Source organism: Paenibacillus sp. EKM211P, from assembly GCF_011066175.1.
In the GTDB taxonomy this organism is placed as follows: Bacteria; Bacillota; Bacilli; order Paenibacillales; family Paenibacillaceae; genus Paenibacillus; species Paenibacillus polymyxa.
In genome coordinates this window covers 391,829-413,585 of sequence record NZ_JAAMNS010000001.1, presented here as the reverse complement: position 1 = coordinate 413,585, position 21,757 = coordinate 391,829, and the positions used below count along the sequence as shown (strand labels likewise).

18 protein-coding genes and 1 riboswitch are annotated in these 21,757 nt (G+C 46.6%); of the genes, 5 read left to right on the top strand and 13 right to left on the bottom strand.

Features of this window, described 5'->3' with window-relative positions; translation table 11 throughout:
- Positions 1-11 precede the first annotated feature (11 nt).
- Positions 12-869: a LysR family transcriptional regulator gene (locus tag G9G57_RS01895; RefSeq protein ID WP_016822786.1), complete on the bottom strand. Its 858-nt coding sequence runs from the start codon at positions 867-869 to the stop codon at positions 12-14.
- A gap of 180 nt (positions 870-1,049) precedes the next feature.
- On the opposite strand from G9G57_RS01895, the gene G9G57_RS01890 reads away from it, so the two are divergent.
- Positions 1,050-2,036: a DMT family transporter gene (locus tag G9G57_RS01890; RefSeq protein WP_017428589.1), complete on the top strand. Its 987-nt coding sequence runs from the start codon at positions 1,050-1,052 to the stop codon at positions 2,034-2,036.
- 87 nt (positions 2,037-2,123) lie between these two features.
- On the opposite strand, the gene G9G57_RS01885 is transcribed toward G9G57_RS01890, so the two are convergent.
- The 10 genes from G9G57_RS01885 to G9G57_RS01840 form a co-directional block, all read right to left on the bottom strand.
- Positions 2,124-4,112, bottom strand: a complete 1,989-nt coding sequence (locus G9G57_RS01885; protein ID WP_117288765.1) for a methyl-accepting chemotaxis protein — start codon at positions 4,110-4,112, stop codon at positions 2,124-2,126.
- A gap of 158 nt (positions 4,113-4,270) precedes the next feature.
- On the bottom strand, positions 4,271-4,678 hold the full coding sequence (locus G9G57_RS01880; RefSeq protein ID WP_013373539.1) for a DoxX family protein: 408 nt from the start codon (positions 4,676-4,678) through the stop codon (positions 4,271-4,273).
- 119 nt (positions 4,679-4,797) lie between these two features.
- Positions 4,798-5,658, bottom strand: a complete 861-nt coding sequence (locus G9G57_RS01875) for a M56 family metallopeptidase (RefSeq protein WP_164964407.1) — start codon at positions 5,656-5,658, stop codon at positions 4,798-4,800.
- 3 nt (positions 5,659-5,661) lie between these two features.
- The gene (locus tag G9G57_RS01870) at positions 5,662-6,075 is read right to left on the bottom strand and encodes a BlaI/MecI/CopY family transcriptional regulator (protein ID WP_016324858.1); all 414 of its coding nucleotides are present in this window, start codon (positions 6,073-6,075) and stop codon (positions 5,662-5,664) included.
- A gap of 142 nt (positions 6,076-6,217) precedes the next feature.
- On the bottom strand, positions 6,218-7,057 hold the full coding sequence (locus G9G57_RS01865; protein WP_117288769.1) for a winged helix-turn-helix transcriptional regulator: 840 nt from the start codon (positions 7,055-7,057) through the stop codon (positions 6,218-6,220).
- Complete coding sequence (locus G9G57_RS01860; RefSeq protein ID WP_013373543.1) at positions 7,033-7,428, bottom strand: Fur family transcriptional regulator; 396 nt, start codon at positions 7,426-7,428, stop codon at positions 7,033-7,035. The genes G9G57_RS01865 and G9G57_RS01860 overlap by 25 nt, the downstream gene beginning before the upstream one ends.
- Positions 7,429-7,834: 406 nt before the next feature.
- Entirely contained in the window at positions 7,835-8,959 is a 1,125-nt protein-coding gene (locus G9G57_RS01855; protein ID WP_164964406.1) for a GerAB/ArcD/ProY family transporter, read from the bottom strand.
- Positions 8,956-10,065: a GerAB/ArcD/ProY family transporter gene (locus G9G57_RS01850; protein ID WP_017428585.1), complete on the bottom strand. Its 1,110-nt coding sequence runs from the start codon at positions 10,063-10,065 to the stop codon at positions 8,956-8,958. Before G9G57_RS01850 ends, G9G57_RS01855 begins: the two co-directional genes overlap by 4 nt.
- A gap of 24 nt (positions 10,066-10,089) precedes the next feature.
- Positions 10,090-11,265: a Ger(x)C family spore germination protein gene (locus G9G57_RS01845; RefSeq protein WP_031462397.1), complete on the bottom strand. Its 1,176-nt coding sequence runs from the start codon at positions 11,263-11,265 to the stop codon at positions 10,090-10,092.
- Between the two features lie 43 nt (positions 11,266-11,308).
- The gene (locus G9G57_RS01840; RefSeq protein ID WP_016822777.1) at positions 11,309-12,943 is read right to left on the bottom strand and encodes a spore germination protein; all 1,635 of its coding nucleotides are present in this window, start codon (positions 12,941-12,943) and stop codon (positions 11,309-11,311) included.
- A 222-nt stretch (positions 12,944-13,165) separates the two neighbouring features.
- Between G9G57_RS01840 and G9G57_RS01835 the strand changes: the two genes are divergently transcribed.
- Entirely contained in the window at positions 13,166-14,257 is a 1,092-nt protein-coding gene (locus tag G9G57_RS01835; protein ID WP_164964405.1) for a diguanylate cyclase, read from the top strand.
- A gap of 87 nt (positions 14,258-14,344) precedes the next feature.
- On the opposite strand, the gene G9G57_RS01830 is transcribed toward G9G57_RS01835, so the two are convergent.
- Both G9G57_RS01830 and G9G57_RS01825 read right to left on the bottom strand, forming a co-directional pair.
- Entirely contained in the window at positions 14,345-14,842 is a 498-nt protein-coding gene (locus G9G57_RS01830) for an Rrf2 family transcriptional regulator (protein ID WP_016822775.1), read from the bottom strand.
- Positions 14,843-14,908: 66 nt separating this feature from the next.
- Entirely contained in the window at positions 14,909-17,830 is a 2,922-nt protein-coding gene (locus tag G9G57_RS01825; RefSeq protein ID WP_164964404.1) for a glycoside hydrolase family 3 protein, read from the bottom strand.
- Between the two features lie 232 nt (positions 17,831-18,062).
- Between G9G57_RS01825 and G9G57_RS01820 the strand changes: the two genes are divergently transcribed.
- The 3 genes from G9G57_RS01820 (at position 18,063) to nrdG (ending at position 21,269) form a co-directional block, all read left to right on the top strand.
- Positions 18,063-18,533 (top strand): AbrB/MazE/SpoVT family DNA-binding domain-containing protein, encoded by a 471-nt coding sequence (locus G9G57_RS01820; protein WP_017428580.1) that lies wholly within the window; start codon positions 18,063-18,065, stop codon positions 18,531-18,533.
- A 292-nt stretch (positions 18,534-18,825) separates the two neighbouring features.
- Positions 18,826-20,775 carry an anaerobic ribonucleoside triphosphate reductase gene (locus G9G57_RS01815; protein WP_040102654.1) on the top strand — a complete coding sequence of 650 codons (1,950 nt, stop codon included), beginning with the start codon at positions 18,826-18,828 and terminating at the stop codon, positions 20,773-20,775.
- The gene (gene nrdG / locus G9G57_RS01810) at positions 20,772-21,269 is read left to right on the top strand and encodes an anaerobic ribonucleoside-triphosphate reductase activating protein (RefSeq protein WP_016822771.1); all 498 of its coding nucleotides are present in this window, start codon (positions 20,772-20,774) and stop codon (positions 21,267-21,269) included. The genes G9G57_RS01815 and nrdG overlap by 4 nt, the downstream gene beginning before the upstream one ends.
- 189 nt (positions 21,270-21,458) lie before the next feature.
- Positions 21,459-21,654: riboswitch (cobalamin riboswitch) on the top strand.
- The last annotated feature ends 103 nt before the right edge of the window (positions 21,655-21,757 follow it).

Here is a 21,757-nt window from a genome sequence, read left to right as displayed (position 1 = left end):
AAGCCATAAAGCTACGCTTCTGTCTGAGTGGTAATCTCATCTATAAAAGACTGCAAGGTACTGGTAACGAAGGCCTCCTTACGGCGGATAAACACCGTTGTCACTTCATTGTAAGGCTCAGGGATGGCATGACCGCACACAAGACCTTGAGCCACCAGCCCGCTGATCGAGGATTCGGGGAAAACGGTCATTCCAATGCCTGCCGCTACACTGCCGATAATCGTCTCAAATGTCCCAAACTCCATGATCCGCTTGGGGATAATCCCCTCCATTTTGAGCCAGGTTTCCAGTCTTCCCCGATATCCGCAGCCTTTTTTATATACCAGGAGCGGACGAGTTGTAAAATCGTCAACCGAAAAGTCATTTCCTTGAGATACGAGGACCAGCTTTTCCTGAAATACATCAAACTGTTCAATGAGCGGATGCTTGACTGGTCCGGTTACAAAGGCTCCATCCAGTCGCATTTCTGCAACCTCCTGCACCAGTGATTCCGTAACCCCGGCCTTGAGGGACAATTCGACATCCGGGTACTTACTGTAGTAAGCATGTAAAATGGCTGGAAGGGCAATGACAGTCTCCACGATACCAATCTCCAGCACCCCTGAAGGTGTAGAGGTGTTCTGAAACGCATGCTTCATTTCCTCAAATTGCGATAAAATGCTTTTCGTATATTGCAGCAGACGCTTGCCCTCAGCATTGAGGATCATCCCCCGCTTATGTCTATAAAATAAAGGCGTCTGCAGTTCCTTTTCCAGCAGCTTGATTCTGGCCGTTACATTGGACTGGACGTAGCTAAGCTCGGCTGCAGCCTTGCTGACACTGCCATGTGCAGCCACCGTCTGGAAAATGTTTAAATCGTTCAGATCCACTACTGTTCCCCCTTATTGTGAAGGGCAAGGACCACCAAAATTGACGCGCCTTGTCACTTATCATCATTTTAAATGATCATAATGTTTATTTTCAATCATTTTACCAACAGCTTCCTATCCTTTATGATGTGTCCATAAGATATGTCCGCTGAGACCGGCAAGGAGGAGCTTTTGTACACCATGAACAAACAGATCATGACCGGATCTTTACTATGCCTGATCGCCAGTATGTCCTGGGGGGCGATGTTTCCGGTTTCGCACATTGCATTACAGCATATTAATCCACTGTACTTTTCATTTTTGCGCTATTTATCGGTTACACTCATATTAATAGTGCTATTGTGGCTCAAAGAGGGACGGACTGCATTTCGCTTTGATGGCAAGGGCAAGGTGTTATTGTTCTTCGGAACTATGGGATTTACCATTTATAATATGGCCGTTTTCCAGGGACAGCACGCGATGGGGGCAGCAGGTACCCTTGTAGCTGCTATTATGGAAGTGCTAATGCCGATGATCTCCATTGCGATGGTGTGGATCATGACCCGTAAAATGCCTCCAAAATATACATTAATCAGCATGTTGATTGCGCTGGCTGGGGCATTACTGGTTATCACGAACGGCAAATGGACCTTTTTCACGCTTGCCGGACAACATCTATTGGCGCTGCTGCTTATTTTCGTGGGTGTCGTCGGTTGGGTCGTATATTCCATGGGAGGCAGTCATTTTGCAGGGTGGTCTACTCTTCGATATTCAACCTTGACCTGCCTGCTTGGAACTCTGGTTTCTTTTGTAGTCGTGACCTTTGCCTCTGCTTTCAACTGGATTGCAGTGCCGGATTGGCAGCACGTATGGTCAGTCAAATACGAAATGAGCTTTATGATCCTGCTTCCAGGGCTAGCGGCCTTGCTGAGTTGGAATGCCGGAATCCGCAAGCTGTCTCCGCTAAACGGTATTCTATTTATTAATTTTGTACCGATTACCACGCTGGTACTAATGTATTTCCAAGGCTATGCCATTAGCCGTTTTGAACTGTACGGGACTGTACTGGTCATTTTCGCACTGATTCTGAACAATATGTTTCAGAGAAGCTCTCTGCGTCCGTCCAACAGCTCACGGGGTGCCCGTTTCCGTCTGAATCGCCGCAAGTCGTTCAACGGTGACTTCTAACCCTGCGAACCAAAATTATGATAAAACATCAAAAAAAGCGCCTGGATACGGAATATAACCTCCGGTATCCGGGCGCTTTTTATCATTTCAGGATTTTTTTTCAACCTGGAAACGTCCAACCAGTTCGCGCAGCTCCTCTGCCATTTGGCTCAGGTCTGCTGTGGATGAGGCAATTTCCTCGATGGAAGCCAGCTGTTGCTCAGCCGCCGCTGAGATCGACTCGGTGTTGCTCGCTGCCTCGTCCGAGATGTGGGAAATATCGCTCATAATATCTGCGACGCCTACAGTCCCCCGTGCCATTTCCTGAGTCACTCCGGTAATATCATGGATATGCCCCATCGCGCGTTCGACAGCCTGACTGATTTCCGCAAAGGAATGCTCGGATGTGGTTACCGAATCAATACCTTCCGTCACCCGCGCCCGCGCTTGTTGCATCGCGCCCAAAGCATGGTTCATATCCACCTGCATCGCTTCAATGCGCTCCGAAATCAAGGTAGCCGATTTGGCAGATTCCTCAGCCAGCTTGCGTACCTCTGTAGCCACCACGGCAAATCCTTTGCCATGATCCCCAGCGCGTGCGGCCTCAATGGATGCATTCAATGCCAACAAGTTAGTCTGTTTGGCAATACCAGATATAACACTGATAATATTCACGATTTCACCGGAGCGCTCACTCAGGGAGTCCATAGCTTGTCCAAGATCATGAACAGTCTCGTCGATATCATGCATTTTCTGTACAGCCTGCGTAGCAGCCTTGCTACCTTCCTGTGCTGACTCGGCGTTCATCTTCACATGTTCAGATACACCCACCATACGCTCGGATACATCCGCTGCTTGCTGAGCCAGTCCCTCCATACTCACAGAGCCATGCTTGACGCTTTGCAGCTGACGTTCGCTGCCTACAGCTACTTCCTGAATAGCAATAGTAACATGCTCAATAGCTTGGGTCGTCTGATCGGCACCAGCAGCCAGTTCTTCCGCTGAAGAACTTACCCGATCTGTCGTTTCGCGTACGCTTCGAATCATCGTGCGCAAACTATCCACCATGGTTTGAAAGTGAGCAGATAGCTCGCCTACCTCATCTGTTTTTCCAGTTTCCAAATCACCCGTCAAATCTCCTTCGCTGATTCGTTCTGCTGATTTTTGCAGCTTACGAATCGGTACCAGAACAGAACGGGTAATTAGGAAAATCGCGATAAGCGCAATTACCAACGAGGCAGCCAGCACGAAAATAGTTACATAACGCATGGCAGCGGTGGCATCGTTAATCTCGGATTGATAGAAGGTACCTGCAATTTTCCAGCCGGTATCCTCATTCGTTACATAAGTCAAATATTTTTCGCGACCTTCATGCATATATTTAAAATTCCCGCTCGGCGCAGTATACAACTTATCAAGCGAATTCTCCTGAGGAGATGAACCCGCTTTAGCCGTAGGATGGACCACGAATTTCTTCGAATGATCCAAAATGATGATATACCCCTCTTGGCCCACTTTGATGGAGGCCAGTTTACGTACACTTTCCAGATTCAGAGAGATCCCGATAACTCCAGACTGGTCGGAAAGCGTCTGAGATACTACAACAACAGGAATACCCGATGAATTGATGATAACAGGCGTAATTGCAACCTTACCGGGCTGCTTCATCGCTTCTATGTACCATGGTCGTGTGCGAGGGTCAAATGTTCCTTCATCCTCCTTAGGCACCCCCCGGATCATCAAGCCCTCTGGTGTACCGACAAAAATATCTGTAGCATCTTCGTGCAAGCCCTTGTATTGGATCAACTTGGGCTCAATCAAGGGGCTATTTCGACCATCAATCATCGAACCGTCGAGGCGTTCCGCCAAATATCGCACATCTTCAATTTTACTGGCGATTGCATATTCAATCACGGAGTTAGCTGTCGTTACCCCCTGATTTGCACTGCTGTAAAGCTGTTTCTCCATAGCATTATATGATGATTTATAGGTTGCAATGGAAATACTTAAACTCGGAATCAGCAAAACAAGCAAAAAACCTAAAATTAACTTGTTCCTGAGTGTCCAAATTGTCTTTCTCTTTCGCCTTGTTCCCATGTATCTTTCTTCCCCTTTGCTTAAAAAGCGATATATTTGTATTACATTCAATGTTAGTTATATCGGTTGAAAGCAGCAAATGATTTACAAGAAAATTTCACAAAGGAGCAAAACAAAAACCGCGCCCTATGAGACTAAGGACGCGGTTATATGAATATTTAGACCTGTACGTTACTATTTTCAGCCTTTTTACGGCCAAACAACTGATCAACCGCCAGAAAGCGTCCACCGACAAGGGCTTGCTGAAGACTGGTAAATAAAATCAGGAGATCAAATTCAATCGAGCCAAAAGGTTGTCCTTTTTTTGCAGTCAGCAATACTCCGATCATTACGATGGTCAATGCTGCTCCAGCCAGTCGTGTTCCAATACCCAGAACCAGTGCAATCCCTCCAACCAACTCAACCGTAGCGACCACAGGGGCCATCCAGCCTGGGAGTCCGAGGCTCTGGAAGAAGCCGGAGGTTCCGTCTAGTCCCTGAAACTTTTGTGCACCGTGAACGATAAAAATAACTCCTGTAAAAATTCGTACCAATAACAATCCAATATTCGCAAGCGTTTGATTCATAAGCTCATCTCCTTTAAGTTGTATACGGATTAGATAATTAACACTACAAAATGTAGTGTTATACATATCAAGAACTGGTAGCGCACAAGGCGCCACCTTCTATAATACATATTGCCAAACTAGATTAACGCCAGTGTAAACATAAGCGTTAGCATGACGAGTACATAGCCTGAAAACATAATCGAACGCCAAGGCATCTGAATGGTCGGCTTTTGTTGAGGGTCTAGAATACGTGAGATCCGATAATTAATGGACGTTTCTGCAAAAGAGGAACAAGCGGCGGAGTTTACCAGACGGGCATTAGCGGGTGTCATACTCAGAAGCTTGAGCAATGCGCTCCCAATTCCAACCGGTGAACCGGCTCGATGAATCGCTTCGTTGTCCGCCAAGATTTCACGGGCCGTCTTATAATGGTTGGTAATGTGACGTAGCACCGGCAAGTAAAACAGCTGTGTAGCGCACATTTGCAGGAACCAGGTCTTCAATGGATCATAATGCTTCATATGATAGGCTTCATGGTATATAACCGCTTCTTCCTCATGCTTGTCCAGTACGGACAACAGTGCAGAGGACAATACAATTCGCGGCTTCCATAAACCCATGGTGAAGGCAGCAGGCTTGGCATAATCAATGACCCAAATTCGATTGGTCCCGAGTTCGCGATATCGCTCACCCAGTGCTTCGGTCAACGGCAGGTCGCGCATTCGATGCAGTCTGCGGAAAGCTGCCCTGGTAGCCATGCACTGTCTGACTGCTTCTCCTCCGGCGATACCGAAGGTTACAAAAACCAGTCCACTGAGCGCATCCACCATGTAGCCGATTCCGTAGTGCTGCAACAAACTTCTGCAAATTTGAAACACGTTAAAATTCAATTTCCAGCCGAAAACATGCTGCCCGGCGTACATCCCCATCTGCATAAGGGCAAAACCCGAAATCAAGGCGCCTGCTGTAAACAGTAATTTAGAACGTGTTTTCCACATCGTCTACATATCCTTTTTCCATTGTTTAATTTTTTGTTCCAAACGTTCGATCAAAATCGGATCAGCTACTTCCAGAGCATCAATCATATGGTTAACAGCAAGCGGACCAAATTCATCCACCAGTTCGTGACTCAGCTCTTTGGATTGCTCATCCATAAACTCTTCTCTGCTTAAAACAGGACGGTATAAGGACGTTCTCCCGCGTATACTTTTGCTCAAAATCCCCTTTTCCACTAAACGGTTCATCACGGTCATTACCGTATTGAAGTTAAAGTCCCGATCCCCCTCCAATGCGGTCTGCACTTCTTTGATACTCCGATCCGAAGTGGACCATAAAATATCCATGATTTTGGCTTCCAGAGGCCCGAAAAATCGGTTAAGCCCGGTTTCGCCAGCTTTAAAATTCAGTCGTTTCATAAGAAGCACCTCACACTACCGATTGTAGTGTATGTATCCTGATAAAGTCAACTGTCACACCTAGTGTCAGCTTCAGGCACCGTATACAAACCGCCGAATGGTATTCATCCGGCGGAATTTATCGATATTCATAACTTTCCGTTTAATCTGCCAATCTGTATCCTACACCTCTTACGGTTGCTATATATTCAGGCTCCGCAGGTCGATCGTCCAGCTTCTTGCGCAAACTTTTGACATGCACATCTACAACATTGCTGCCGCCGACAAAATCGGTTTCCCAGATATCATGCATCATTTGCTCGCGCGAGATCACTTTTCCTTGAGAATCTATCAGCTTCAATAGCAAATCGTATTCCGTTTTGGTTAGATTCAATAGATTCTCTTCCTTATATACCAACATTTTATCACGGTCAATCCAGATATCCTTGAACACCGTACGCTGACTGGTTTGCGCTGCCTGGCGGGAAATCACCGGATGACGCACAATCATCCGCTCAATGTCATGCACCATTTGGTTGGATGCTAGTGGCCATATCAGTACCTCTTCCGAAGGAAGCAGCTCATGCGCACGTACAGACATCCGATCCTGAACCACATACATGACTGGTGTATCTTTCATATATTCATGTTCAAGGTTATTGCGGATACTCAGCAATTCACGCCGTGGATCAGTGGCGGTCAAATCGTAAATCAAGAGGTCGCTCCCCAAATGACGCTGCACTTCAGGCTCCCAGCGATGGAAGACCATTACGTCAAAACACGCATCTGACAACGTACGCACCACACCGTGGACTACACCCGGTACGGAACTGATCAGGATGATGCGACGCGTGGTCGGACAATACAAAGGTTCATTAGAAGGAACGGTCTGCACCGCAGGTGTAGACGGGTTAGACAACATCGATGTCCAACTGCCCTTCACCCGTCTAGGCATGTCAGCTACTTTAATACGATTCGTTACTTGATTCGCTTGCTTTGACATTCCTTACACACTCCTCCGAATACGACATGGGCATGGGCAATCGTATATCCCGTTTCATGCGCAACCGTATCAATCCAATCGTGTGGGACTTCACTCATCACTTCATCTACTCGGCCGCATACCTGACAAATAATATGCTGATGATCGTCCATCCGACCATCATAACGACTAGCAGCTTCTCCTAGTTTCAGCTCACGGATTAATTCCTTATCCGTTAAATAACGCAATGAATTATAGACCGTTCCATAGGCCAGATTATATCCGCGCTCCATCAACCGATTCATAACATCGGCAGCGGTAGGATGATCGTGGGCCTCACGGACCACATCATATACCGCTTGGCGCTGCGAAGTTAAATTTAAAGTTCTCATACCGCATCTCCCTTAACCAACGCAGATTATATTTATTACAAACTTATAATCACAATAAAAATTAATTTAGAATAAGTATAAATCTTAATTTATTTCAAGTCAATGAGATCGGATAAATTGTGCCGCTTTGCAACACAATGTATACATGCTATACATTCAGCTCATGGAGGGATGTTTGATGAAAACACTTTGGATATTCATACTTTTTATGCTGCTAATGCTTGGGACAAGTGTGTCAATAAAATGGCTTTTCGGTATTCATCATCCTTGGGAACCTATTTCATTGGCTTTTCGCACGATGCGACCATCAGAATATATCGTCCTGGCTGGAATGCTTATGGTGCTCCTTATAAATGTGAGCAAAAAGCCATTAGGAAACGCACTTCGCTTCCTTTTCTCACAATGGTCACGTTTCCTCAAAGTTTCCACTTCTTCCTCTGCTTCTCCGCAAGAGGGCCATCAGAAAGAACAAACAAGGGAAAACGTAAACAAATAATGGATGAACATAGATGAGGGACAGTCGTCCAAATTCAAAGTGCTCACTCAGGTTTGTTGCCCCTATCTGTGACCATAGTAAAACAATAATACCGCAAGGTAAGAGCACTTTTCGGTACGGTAAACCAAATATATCCGATATCCCCAACACTGCTGCATAAGAAAACAAGGCCACTTTAAAAAAGTCTCCGATAATAATGGACATCAGTACAATAACATCTGGACGCTGCACATATTCCGAAAGCTGCACGTTCTGGAATGTACTTAATAATGGAAAAATAGAACGCTCTGTTATATCGGTCCCCAGCACAGTTACATTTAATATTGCGACTTCAACTAAAATAGTGCCTCCAGCTAAAATACTTATATATCCAGCTTTGGTGATCTGTAAAGGCCTTTTTACAGAAGGGACAAACATCATAAAACAAATCAGCTCACCAAAAGGAAAAGCCAAACGATCCCTTAGGGCTGACATGAGTACAGGTTTAAAACCCTTACTCATGACGGGCATCAGTTCTTCAAGATGAACACTGCCCGATAAAAGCAATAATGTATTTCCCAAAAGCATAACGATGAGGATTACTACAAAAAACACCTGTCCCGTACGGGCCAGTACTTCAAAGCCAAGCCAGAGGACATAGATTGCACAGAGAATCATCAGAAAAGCCACGACTAGGCTCGGTGTTTTTTCCAGTACAGACACACGAACCAGTTCAGTCTCATCACGTAAATTTCTACTGGTCAAATACAAAAAAAACAGAATGTACAGTACCCCTATTGCCGTTCCACCCTTATTCCCTACCAATTGACGAGCATAGGTAGTCAACATTTGGCCGGGGAATCTCTCTGCCGTGTAGGTGTACATCCGGAACAATACCATTCCGACCAGCATAGCAATAGTCTGAGCAATCCAAGTATTCCGTTCATATTCACTATCCATATTAATAATGACTGCATTTCCTAGAATAAAATGGAACATCAGAATGAGCATTTGTCCGGTACTGATGTATGTTTTATTGGCAAGACGATGACTCATGGGGCATTCTCCTCTATTTTTTTATTCCGGGTCTTTTTCAGCCACGATACAATTAGAAGTAAGAGTGGAAAAAACACGGCAAATATCGGAAACAGCCATTTCAGTACAAACTCGCCTGTTTCAAGGTGATCTTGATAACCCAGTGCCATTAATACACAAGAGACTAACATGATCAGCCCAAATGGCAGAATCAGTTTATGGTAGGATATTCTCAATACATCCTCTGCCGCTTTAACTGCGGCATAATAAAAGATGAAGATTTTGAAAAAATCAAAAATTATAACGCTCATCACGCCGATCACATCGACTCTGTCGATAAAATCAGATATTTCGACCTTGCTGATCATAGTAAGCAGGGGATAAGTCGCCCGTTTGAACACGTCCTCTCCTAGTACAAGCACATTGGACAGCGTAACAACAGACAGGAGTAGCCCTCCAAACAATATAGCAGAGACCCCTACCCCATTGGCACGATAGCCTTTTTTTAAGGTGGGAAGAATCATCGCAAACGTAACCATCTCGCCGTACGGTAGCATTACGGCCTGCGAATAAACTACTTGCCATATCCGCTGCCAGCCATGCTCGGCTATGGGCAATATATTGCCCACATCCACAATGCCTGCCAACAAAATCAACATATTAGTAGCGAGACCCAGCAGCAGTAGCAAAATCAACATGATAATGGCCGTCCGGCCTGCAACCTCAATTCCCAAATACACCACATACATGACAAGTACAACCATTAAGCCACAGATGACTGTCAACGGCGTATGCTGAAGTGTACGGTCAGCAATCAGGATCCCCGTATCCCTAAGATCCCGTGCTCCGCCGTAGAGAAAAAACACGATATATAAAAAAGCAAGCGCGCTCCCTGCTTTCTTGCCCAAAAGAGCTCTGCAGTATTGTGTCATAAGCAAATCAGGAAAACGTCGGTGCAGGCTGCCATAGCATACAAAAAGCAATGCCCCAACAATCGTGGAAATGAGGATGGCGATCCATGCATCCTTACCCGCATCCCTTCCGGGAATAGACATCATGGATGTGCCCAATTCAAACAGCACCATGAGAGAGATCATTTCTTTTGAACTTATCTGTGTCTTCTTCATCGCCTTCCCCCCTTCCTTATTTCACTAGTCGGCTTCTCCCCTTGAGTACGGGTTGGTTCGCGACTGTGTATGCTTCAATACCGAAGTCACCTGAACACGAACGGTGCTTTCTGCAAAATAACGGCTCCAATCGGAAGAGAGCCTTTTCCATTGTTTTGGGTATCTCCTCTCAAGTGCAAGACCTAAGCCGAACACATCGCTGCCAGTACGCTGAACCTCTTTGACGGTTGATAAAATGACGCGTTTCGTTTCCTCTGCCCATTGCTCCTGCAATCGTTTGATAACCTCTGAACTTTTCAGGTTAATGGAACATTCAGCTTCCTGTATTGCTCCGGTCTGCTTCAAATGAATTACAAAAACAGGCTCCCCTCGCTCCATCTGACTGTCTATATGGGTTTTAGAGAACAAGGTTTCAATACTAACGGTTTCCCCTTTCTTATCACAACTCATTGTTGTTTCCGCACTTTTCACTTTGTTATTAATCAAAGACAGTCCAACTGCTTGGCCATCGTCCAACCAGCGGACAAGGCGATCTTTTTGGAATACTCCCATCCCATTAATGTGAACAACTGCTTCCGGTAAGACATTGTCCACATTGTCCTTCCGTGAGGCCTGCTCCAAATTGCCGCTCACCTCTACGCCCGTAAGCACAGGACCACTCCCTTTACTGGACATGCTGCGAATGACATCATCGACACTCACCGCGTAATCTCCAGCGTACAAATTTTGAGATAATTCCAGCTTTCCTGAAATATCATTAGCGGGAATGCGGCCGATCGCAGTCATGGTTGCCAGTACATCCTTTCCAGTTTCACCGCGTGCTATCAGCATTTTCATCGTCAGACGGGTTTCCGTATACCTTTCCAGAAAATCCAGCGTATCGCCAATTCCATGCCGTGCCAGCTTTTCTCCGATGACGACCAATCTAGCATGCGCCAGAGAAATAGTCCGTGGGATCCTCTGTGAAGCTTTGCGAATCGCTTGAAACAGACTTTTGCCCTTTTCCCGATACAAAACGACAGGGGTATCTCCTCTCGCTTTGGCTCCAGCGATTTCATCTGCCACGATCACCTGCAGGGAGACCTCATATTCTGACTCCCCCGCCATATCAATTCCTATTCCCGCTACTACGGCTCGCTGGTTCAACTCCACAGAATCCCAGCAACCGGATAACAATGGAGCGAACAGAAGCAAGACCAAACACAGTCCTCCTATTCTCCCCTTAAAGGTTACAGCACTTTGTTCATTCCTCTTCCCCTGATACACCCTGATTGCCCCCCTCCTGCATCGGCGTGGTTTTATCCGAAGGGGAATTTCCGCTTCCATCCTTCATTCGTTTCTGGTTCTTAGACGTAATGCTTTTAGGACGTTTCTTCATCATCCAGAATGGGAGTCGCAATACGGCATCCTTTTGACTCTCCAGCACAAAAGGACTAAAAGGCGCCATGTAGGGCACCCCGAAGGAACTCAGACTGTTCATATGAGCAATTAGCGCAATCAGCCCCAATGTAATGCCGTATAGGCCCATGAACGCAGACAGGATCATGAAAATAAATCGGCACAGTCTCCCGGCTACTGCCATGTTGTAGGCTGGGATTGCGAAACTGGCTATCCCCGTCAGGGCTACTACAATCGTGAGCAGCGGGGTGACAATTCCGGCTTCCACAGCCGCTTGACCCAGCACAAGCGCTCCTATAACGGATACCGTTTGGCCACCCGCACGCGGCATTCGGATACCTGCCTCACGCAAAATCTCAAAGGTGATCTCCAGAATTAACGCCTCTAGAAATGCCGGAAAAGGAACGGATTCCCGCTGAGCTAATATGCTAATCAGCAATGGAGTCGGTATCATTTCATAATGATATGTTGTTAAAGCAATGTAGAGAGAAGGCCCTAGAATAAGAATAATGAAGCTGATATATCTAATGAGCCGAACAACAGTCGCCATATCGTAACGCTCTTCATAATCCGAAGAGTTCTGGAAAAATTGAGCAAACACTGTGGGCATCACCAATACAAACGGATTTCCGTCTATAATGAGCGCCACTCGGCCCTCCATAATATTGCTGCTGATGGTATCAGGTCTTTCCGTGTTAAAGATCGTTGGGAAGGGTGTGAAATGATTTTCTTGTATCATCTCCTCAACCATGCCGGACTCAAATATAGCGTCAATGTTGATGCTTTCTATCCGTTTACGAACCTCCTCTACGACACGTGGATTCGCAATATTCTTCATGTATAGCATGGCCACATTCGTGAGAGACGTGCTTCCCACTTGAAACATTTCCAGTGTAAGATCAGAGCTTTTAATCCGTCGCCGAACCAGAGAAATATTCGTGAACAGAGATTCCACAAATCCATCTTTTGGTCCTCTGACGACTGTCTGGGTTGTTGGCTCGCTGACAGCGCGTGTCTCTCCCCCACGTGTACCGCACGCAATGGCTTTTTCGCAGCCTTCCAATAAGATGATTGTGTCCCCCATTAACAATTGCTTCATCATGGAATTCCAATCATCACAGTCCTTCACTTCTCCAAGTGCAAGCGCGTGACTCTGTATTTTTGTGTACAGCGCCTCTGCGCTCTCCACCTCCACAGCTACCTCAGCAGATGGGCGGCTAAGCATGGATTTCATGATGAGTTCATTCACCGTATCCGTTTTGGCCATACTATCTAGAAACACAATAGCGGCGGGGACATCCGCCCTAAGGCCCACTTTAAAGCGGCGAATCAGAAAGTCTGGGCTATCTGACGTCAACTCCTTAACTTGCTGCAAGTTGGTTTCCAAACAAGCCTCGATTTTTAAATAGCGCGGAGAATTTCCATTCTTCTTATCCACACCCGATTTTCTATTATGTTTGCGATAGGGATAGCGAATCATGAGCAAACCTCCTCTCCAAATGGCAACAGTACACTACCTATTTCCTAATTAATGTATCTTTGGAGTATGCTCAATCTGTTCCCAGTTATGCACCAAGCACTCGATCGAAACGTTTTAAGCAAACCCAGCGTAATAAATTTGAATAAATTTTTAATTTTTTAAGCCTAATGTCAGTTCTTTTTGATAAAATGAAGGAATATGCCTCTCGGGAGGGTTAACATCTTGTTTAGTACGTTTTTTGTAAATACCTGTATCCTTGTCACCTTTTTGTACATAACCGGTCTTGTTTCACAAAGGTATAAAATCCGTCTACACACCTTAACGCATAAGGTACATTGGATTGGTGGCGCTCTTTTTGGGTGCTATGGCATTGTTATCATGTACTACTCCATTCCAGTAGGATTTAATACCATCGCTGATCTTCGACATCTGGCTATCGTAGCTACCGCAACTTATATCGGCGCCCCAGCTGCGCTTATGGCAACGCTTTTTATATGTTTAGGCAGACTATTGCTGTTTGGTATCAACACTCAAGCCATCGTAGGCGCCATTTTTATACTGCTCGCTGGTCTGGGGTGTGCTGTACTGTCACATTTGTCCTGGTCGCGTTTACCCAAGCTGATTATGATGAATGTTTTTGCTTTGGGCATTATATTCTGTCCCCTTATGATAAATTTGAAAAATCTCGATGATGTTCTGCACGTGTATCCGCTCCAATTCTTCATTTCCATGGTCGGCGGATGTCTTCTGTACCTCATTGCTGAATCTATCAACACATCCAATGAGCTGTTACTTCGACTGGAGCATACCTCCTACACAGACCATCTCACTAATTTAAGCAATAGAAGACAGCTTGAGTTCTCATTGGAAGAACAGCTCCCTCAAGCTCGTCAACGTCATGAGCACTTATCTGTACTGGTGTTGGATATTGATCACTTCAAGGAAGTCAACGATACCTACGGACATGCCGCAGGCGATGCAGTGCTGCGTCAGCTTGGACAGATTTTAATGGAAAAGTGCCGTACTAATGATGTAGTCACTCGCAGCGGGGGAGAAGAATTCACCGTACTCTTGCCGAATTGTGCTTTTCGGCAAGCACTACGCATAGCTAATCAGATTCTTAGCGGAGTAAATCAGTATGAGTTTGTTTTAGCGGACGGACTTATTCTTAAAGTTACCGTGTCCATCGGCGTGACCACCTTCCCTGGTACAGGAGAAGATATATCCGGAGCAGCCCTGCTGGAACAGGCGGATAAAGCACTATATGAAGCTAAAAAAGCAGGACGTAATCGGGTTTGCTCCTATGAAATATAATTTGAGGCATGACCTTTACACAGAAATAGCCGATACAACCCTCTCTTGAGGATCGTATCGGCTATTATCCTTTTAAATCAAAAGATGTTAATCCCTTGGGGAAGGTGACTTGGCATCCTTATCTTCAGTATGATTGCAATTCCCCACCACAAGTGATGTACGCTTGGCGAGCGAAGCAAGCGTATGAGATTCCCATACTTCCAGCATACGACGTTCACTCTCAGCTAAAATCTCAGATACGGCGATCGCCAACTCCCCGCAAAAAGGGTTCGTCTCCGGTTCATGCATCATCCCCGGGAAAATGGGATCACATATTTCAATGGCGTGGTATATATCAGCAAGTGTAATATGATCCGCCGAACGGGTAAGCACATAACCTCCCTCGCGCCCTTCACGTGCTGCAATCAAATCAGCCTGCACAAGCCGTGTCAGCACTCTGCGCACCAAAGTGACTTCGCAATCAATGGAGCGGGCAATAGAGCCACTGGCACAAAGCTCCCCGTGTTTTTCCAAATAGACAAGCGCCTTTACCGCAATTCCAAGCCATTTGGGCGTTGCGGTGCGTAGTCTTTTTTCACTATTCAAATGAGATGACACCCCTAAGCTGTAGAAACTTCGTTGAATGCATTGTACGTGATGTCAGATGTAAGTTCAAGCCTGAAAGCCGGAACCCTCTGGATCCCTAGCGCCCAAAGTAAAATGACCTAGTCGTACTTCTCCACTAAGTGACAGATAAACATCCCGGATGCCGGAGGTTGACTGTACCTTTTCCGAGAGTGTCACCCATGCTTGTGCCCCTCCTGTATTGCCCACATTGATGCGTGCCACAGCTTGGCTGTCTGGCCCATCCAAATGCAGTTCAATGGCTGCATCACTGCTGTTGCCTGACACGCGGCACTGAAACTCGGCTACACTCACCGTATTCATGTCTACGCCATGAAAAGCAATCCAACCAGAACGTTGCGCTGAACGGGGACGTACACAGGCCTCCCTTTGCTCCTTGCTTTCATCCAGCAGGATGTCGAAGCAATCATCAAAGTTTTCAGCTCGTATCCTTGGTCCAGCTTGCCGTGGTGGAATAACTTCACCTCGAACGTACACAGGATGCTCCAATCGAATATCTGCTGAGGAGGCACCTGCCAGCAGTGTATATTCACCCGATTCAACGCAATAACAATCCCGTGTGACATCCCAAATCGCCCAATCCTTTACCCGAACCGTAAAAGAGACCGTTCGCGTCTCACCTGACTCCAAGCGAATGCGTTGAAATCCACACAGTGTCTTCAACGGGCGCTTTACGCGCGAGGCTTCAGAGCGTACATACAGTTGTACAACCTCTTCGCCAGCAGCCTCCCCCCGATTCGTCACATCTACCCACACCTGGATAGTATCTGCGGCGTCAAGTGTAGCCATAGATTTAACGTTATCCTTATGGGCGTCTGTATGCAGATCACTATATTCAAATGGCGAATACGTTAGCCCGTGTCCAAATGGATATAACGGTTCACCTTCAAAATATTGATAGGTACGACCGCCACGAATAATATCATAATCCCTGATATCACCCAATTGATCCTCATTCTGAACCCAGGTCATGTTCAGACGCCCTGCGGGTGCGTAATCTCCAAACAATACATCCGCTATGGCTGTACCATGCTCTTGTCCCGCATGAGACGTATATACGATCGCTGGAATATGCTCTTGAAGCCAAGGAATCGCAAATGGATAGCTGCCCGTCAGAACCACAATCGTATTCGGATTGACGCGATATACTTCCTCGATAAGTCGTTGCTGGGAAGCAGCAAGTTCCAGGCCTGGGCGATCATTCTCTTCCTTTCCGTTAATGAGCGGGTGATTTCCAACGAATACAATCGCTGTATCTGCCGCTTGCGCAGCGGCTATCGCCTCCGCCAAGCCATCCGATACCGTCTCAATACGGAAAGTCGTACGGTCGGAGTCTGTGACATTAGATGCAGGAGTTGCGGATTCCATCACCTTTAAGGAGCCTTCCGTTCCTGCGATCACTGGCTTACCATTCCACGTGGTCCACAGATGCTCTCCTTGTTCTACAGGAGTCAGTCCAAAGACCTCTTTAACATACCAGCCATACGCTTCAGCAGCTGTCACGCGAAGCGTCTCCTCATCGCTCGTCACATAGGTACCCAGATGTTCATCATGCAGCGTCACGCTGCCATAGCCCCAATCTGTCATGGTCAATACCGTTGGCTCTCCATCCTGGGACAAGCGCATATCGCCAGAAGAATTAACTATGAGCTTCGCGCCATCAGTCGATGCCGTCAAGGTCACACGATCTTTGGCATTGGAGTACACGACACGTTCCTCCGCGCCCCCGCTTTCCAGCTTGGCACGAATCGCCTCCAGCGGTGTAACCCGGTAAGGTAGCGTACCGGAATACCAGTCGCGGAACACCTCATTGCCATGCAAACCAATGACCGCTACTTTGCCACACTGGGCAGGGTTCAATGGCAAAAGTTCCTGCTCATTTTTGAGCAGTACGATCTGCTCCCTCGCCGCACGCAACGACAATGCATGGGCTTGCTCTGTCATTAAAGCCTCCTCCCCGATGGAGGCATAGGGATTGTCTGCCGCCGGATCAAATTCCCCCAAACGAAAACGAACACGGAACGTATGGAACAATGCCCGATCCAAGTCCTCTTCTTGTAGCGAGCCCTGCTCCAAAGCTTCTCGAATCGCCTGCTTGGAGAGCTCTGCATCATCGGTAATGCTGTCAATTCCAGCGCGAATAGATTCAGCCACGCCCGGCGTATGGGAATCGTAATATTGATGGTCGTTTACAATCCCCATCACATCACCCGCATCACTTACGACAAAGCCGTCCATTCCCCATTCGCCTCTGACAATATCGTTAACACCATGGTATAACGTAGCAGGCGTTCCGTTAATCAAGTTGTAAGAAGTCATCATCGACTGGGCTCCGCCCTCCGTAAAAGGCTTCTCAAATGCTCTTAGATAATATTCTCGCAGGTTTCGTGGGTCTATGCTGGAGGAGCCAATACCCCGGTCCACTTCATTATTGTTACCTAGAAAATGTTTTAACGTCGCAACCGCTTTCAAATATACCGGATGATCACCCTGTATCCCTTTGACTAACTCCTTCGACAATTCTCCCGTCAAATACGGGTCTTCGCCGTAGGCCTCCTCATTCCTTCCCCATCTTGGGTCACGCTCCATATCCACTGTAGGCGCCCACAGGGTAAGACCGTTCAATTTTGGATCACGACGATAGTAGACACGCGCCTCATCTGCAATAACAGAGCCGATCTGACGCATTAACTCCGTATCCCAAGTACAGGCCAAACCCACAGGCTGAGGAAATGAAGTGGCCTCCCCCAACCAGGCTATCCCGTGTGCTGCTTCCGTACCGTGCTTGTAAGCTGCAACTCCCAAACGGTCAATGGCCGGCTGGTATTGCAGCATAGATTCGATCTTTTCCTCTAAGGTTAGTCGCGACACGAGATCCCGTACACGCTCATCTAGTTGAATCTTCGGATCTTGAAATAAATATTCGATACCCGTTGTTTCATGACTCAAATCCGTCATCTCCTTAGCTTCATTAAGATGATAAAAAGTTATGCACGAAAGCGCTTTAATATATCATAACGAAAAAGGAGTACACCAGCAACAATACCGAAAACATCCTAAATTGGATGAAATACAAACCGCGGCATACGAGAAAAAAAGTTACAATTTCTTTTTCTTATATAAAGCTAAAAATGATATTTTTTGGTATAATCAGGATATATCATTGAAGGAGGAAGCGCTGATGAAAAATACCGGAATGACACGGCCTCTGGATCAGCTGGGGCGAATTGTACTCCCTAAGGAAATGCGCACCACTATGGATATCAATATCGGTGATTCGCTTGAATTCTTCGTAGATGAAGAAGGATTTGTATTAAGGAAATACACGGGTGTCTCCTGCAAATTTTGCGGCGCAGTGGATCATTTAACTTATTTTCGGGACAGCTTTATTTGCGCTGATTGCATCCAGTTATTAAAGAACGATGAACATGTACATGCCACAAGCAATGATGCCATCCAGGCTCAAGAACATACCAAATCGAACCAAGCCAACACTACCTGGCAGCCCAAGCATTCCAGAGTGCAACAAGGTGAAATGGTAAAAAAGCTCCGCAAGCTGATTCAGGAGCATCCGAACCTGCCACAAAAAGTGTATGCAGAAATGCTCGATATTTCCCAAGGCCGTGTGTCCCAACTGAAAAAGCTGCTCTAAACCTTCTAAAAATTTTTTTCCCAATATCATATACGATGTACTCGAAAACCTACTTATTTCACTGTAACTACAATGGCCAGGTGTAGAGTAAGGTGCATATCTGTGGATGTGTCCCTTATTCTATACCTGGCCTTTTCCTGCTTCTCGCCTCTATCAATGTGACAATAGTCACATACTCTCAATGTCTACGTATATACAATATATAGATCGAAACAATTGGTTATCACTAGATATCATCAATATGTTGTTTTTGTGAAAAATATATATTTTTTACTATATGGAGGGTTTTACGATGAAGGTGCTGGAGGAACATCAATTATACGACATCGGTGAGCGAGTCATTGGGGCACAAGATCTGGACATGCTGCGGGAGAATGCAAATTTAAATGGAGAATCGTTCAGCGGCAAAATGAGCAAGCTTGGCTCGGAATATGCCAAATGGTATGCGCGCCTGCGTGTGCTTCCGCCTGAATTAACAGACGCGATTGACCATGGATATGTATATGTTCACGATTTGGACCAATATGCGCTCGGAACTACAAATTGTATCTTTATCCCATTTGGTCGTTTGCTACAAGACGGTTTCAATACAGGCAATGGCTCTGTACGCACACCGCAAACAATTATGTCTGCTATGGCACTGGTCGCCATCATATTCCAGTCTCAACAAAATAGCCAATTTGGTGGTGTCTCTGCCAATAAAATAGATTGGGATCTTGCTCCATACGTTGCTCGTTCCTTCCGCAAGCATCTGCGCAAAGGACTCCGGCTGTTCGAGGAAGAGCTAGACTCCCGTTGGTCTGACGACGAGCTGCATTTAGCCAATACTCACTTGCAAGAGGTCTGCCCTCGTTCATACTCATTCGCACGCGAAGAGACAAAGACAGAAACCCGGCAGGCGGCGGAATCGCTCATTCATAACCTGAACACGATGAGCAGTCGGGCAGGGGGGCAAATTCCATTCACTTCACTGAATTACGGGATGTGTACGTCTGCTGAAGGTCGGCTTGTTTCGCAATCGTTGCTGGAAGCCACGATTCGTGGACTGGGCAGCGGGGAAACTCCTATTTTCCCACAACATATTTTCCAATGTAAAAAAGGAGTCAACCAGGCAGAGGGCGATATCAACTACGATTTGTTCATAAAAGCGGTAGAATGCTCCAGCAAGCGGATGTATCCCAACTTTGTGAATGTGGATGCTACCTTCAATCTGCCTTATTACCGCGCAGATGACCCGGATACCATCATTGCCACGATGGGCTGCCGTACCCGTACCATTTCTGACCGTTTCGGCAGAAACCGCCAGAGCGGCAAGGGTAATCTCTCATTTAATACTATTAATCTGGTACGGCTCGGGATTGAATATGGTATTTGCACAGGCAAGCGTCTGACACCTGACCGTGACCGCTTTGACGCGAGACTGGAAGAGGTTATGCGAATTGCAGTAGACGGTCTAATCCATCGCTATCATATCCAGACCAGCCAGCCAGCCAAAGCCTCGGACTTTATGATGCGCGAAGGGGTATGGGAAGGCGGAAAAGAACTGGCACCTGATGAGAAGGTGGGAAGCGTCCTAAAGCACGGTACGCTTTCGATCGGATTTATCGGGCTGGCTGAGTGTATGAAAGCATTATACGGAAAACACCACGGAGAGGATGATTTTGTATACCGTGAAGCACAGCGAATCATCACCTCCATGCGCGTGTATTGTGATCGAATGAGTGAACATCACAATCTAAATATTACACTGTTCGCGACACCTGCCGAAGGGCTGTCGGGCAAGTTCACATTGCTGGATCAACGTGACTTCGGAGTTATTCCTGAAGTAAATGACCGGGAATATTACACGAATTCCTTTCATATTCCGGTGTATTACAAGCTCCCGGCTGCTCGTAAAATCAGCTTGGAGGCTCCGTTCCATAATCTATGTAATGCGGGTGCAATTTCATACATCGAGCTGGACGGTAATGCGCGGAATAACCCGGAGGCGTTTCTTAAAATTGTTCAATACGCGCTGCATCAGAACATTGGCTACTTCTCCATCAACCATCCGGTGGATCGTTGTACGGAATGCGGCTATGAAGGGATTATCGGGACAAGCTGTCCTCAATGCGGCACGGATGAGGAACACACGCACTTTCAGCGTTTACGTCGGGTAACCGGATATCTGACAGGTGATTATACCGTTCGTTTTAATGCTGCCAAGCAAGCCGAAGTTCGCGACCGGGTGAAGCATAAGTGAATTTGTGCGGCTATATTCCGGAATCTCTGAATGAAGGATACGGCCTGCGCACCGTCGTATTCATTAGCGGTTGCCGCCATGCCTGTCCCGGCTGCTTTAATCCAGCTTCGTGGAACTTTCGCGCAGGGGAGCCATTCACGCCCGAGCGTCAACAGGAGGTCATCCGTGATATCATGGATAATCCGCTGTTGGACGGATTGACTCTCTGCGGGGGAGACCCTTTTTTCTCAGCAGCAGAATGCTCGCAATTTGTACGTGACTTCCGTGCGGCTTGTCCCGACCGAACCGTCTGGGCCTACACAGGCTTTGTTTACGAAGATCTGCTCATGGATCAGGAGCGACAGGAGCTGGCGCTATTGTGTGACGTGATTGTAGATGGCCGTTTTGTTGAACAGCAAAAAGATCTGACCCTCCCCTTTCGGGGCAGCCGTAATCAGCGCCTGGTAGATGTGAAAGCCAGTACTCAAGCAGGTTACACCGTTTCATTAGCTTAAAGGCGATGTTCTACTTAGCAAGATGCTATACCAAAGACAAGTTCCCCACGATGGGTTGGGCTTGTCTTTTTTGCATATAACTAACAGATTGCACCCCAGTTTCTATTACTGTTTCTATTGCACATCCTGTGAGTTTCACTTATGATGGTGAACAAGTATACGAGTGCATAATTATTCGTCATACCTTAATCGCATAGTTTGGAAATAGGTGTCTGTTCTATTCAGATCAGACTTAAAAGGGAAGCCGGTGCAAATCCGGGACGGTCCCGCCACTGTAAACGGGGAATGTTCAGCTGCTCATACACCCACTGGTCCACAGACCGGGAAGGGATGCTGAACGTCATGATCCGTAAGTCAGGAGACCTGCCTATTTTAACAACATCGCAGTACCTACGGAAGATAGGGAGGTGTTAAGAGCAGTCGCCGTATTTTTGAATTTTAATCGCGGAGGCATTCTTTCCCCTACTTATTTTTAGCCTTGGGGACAG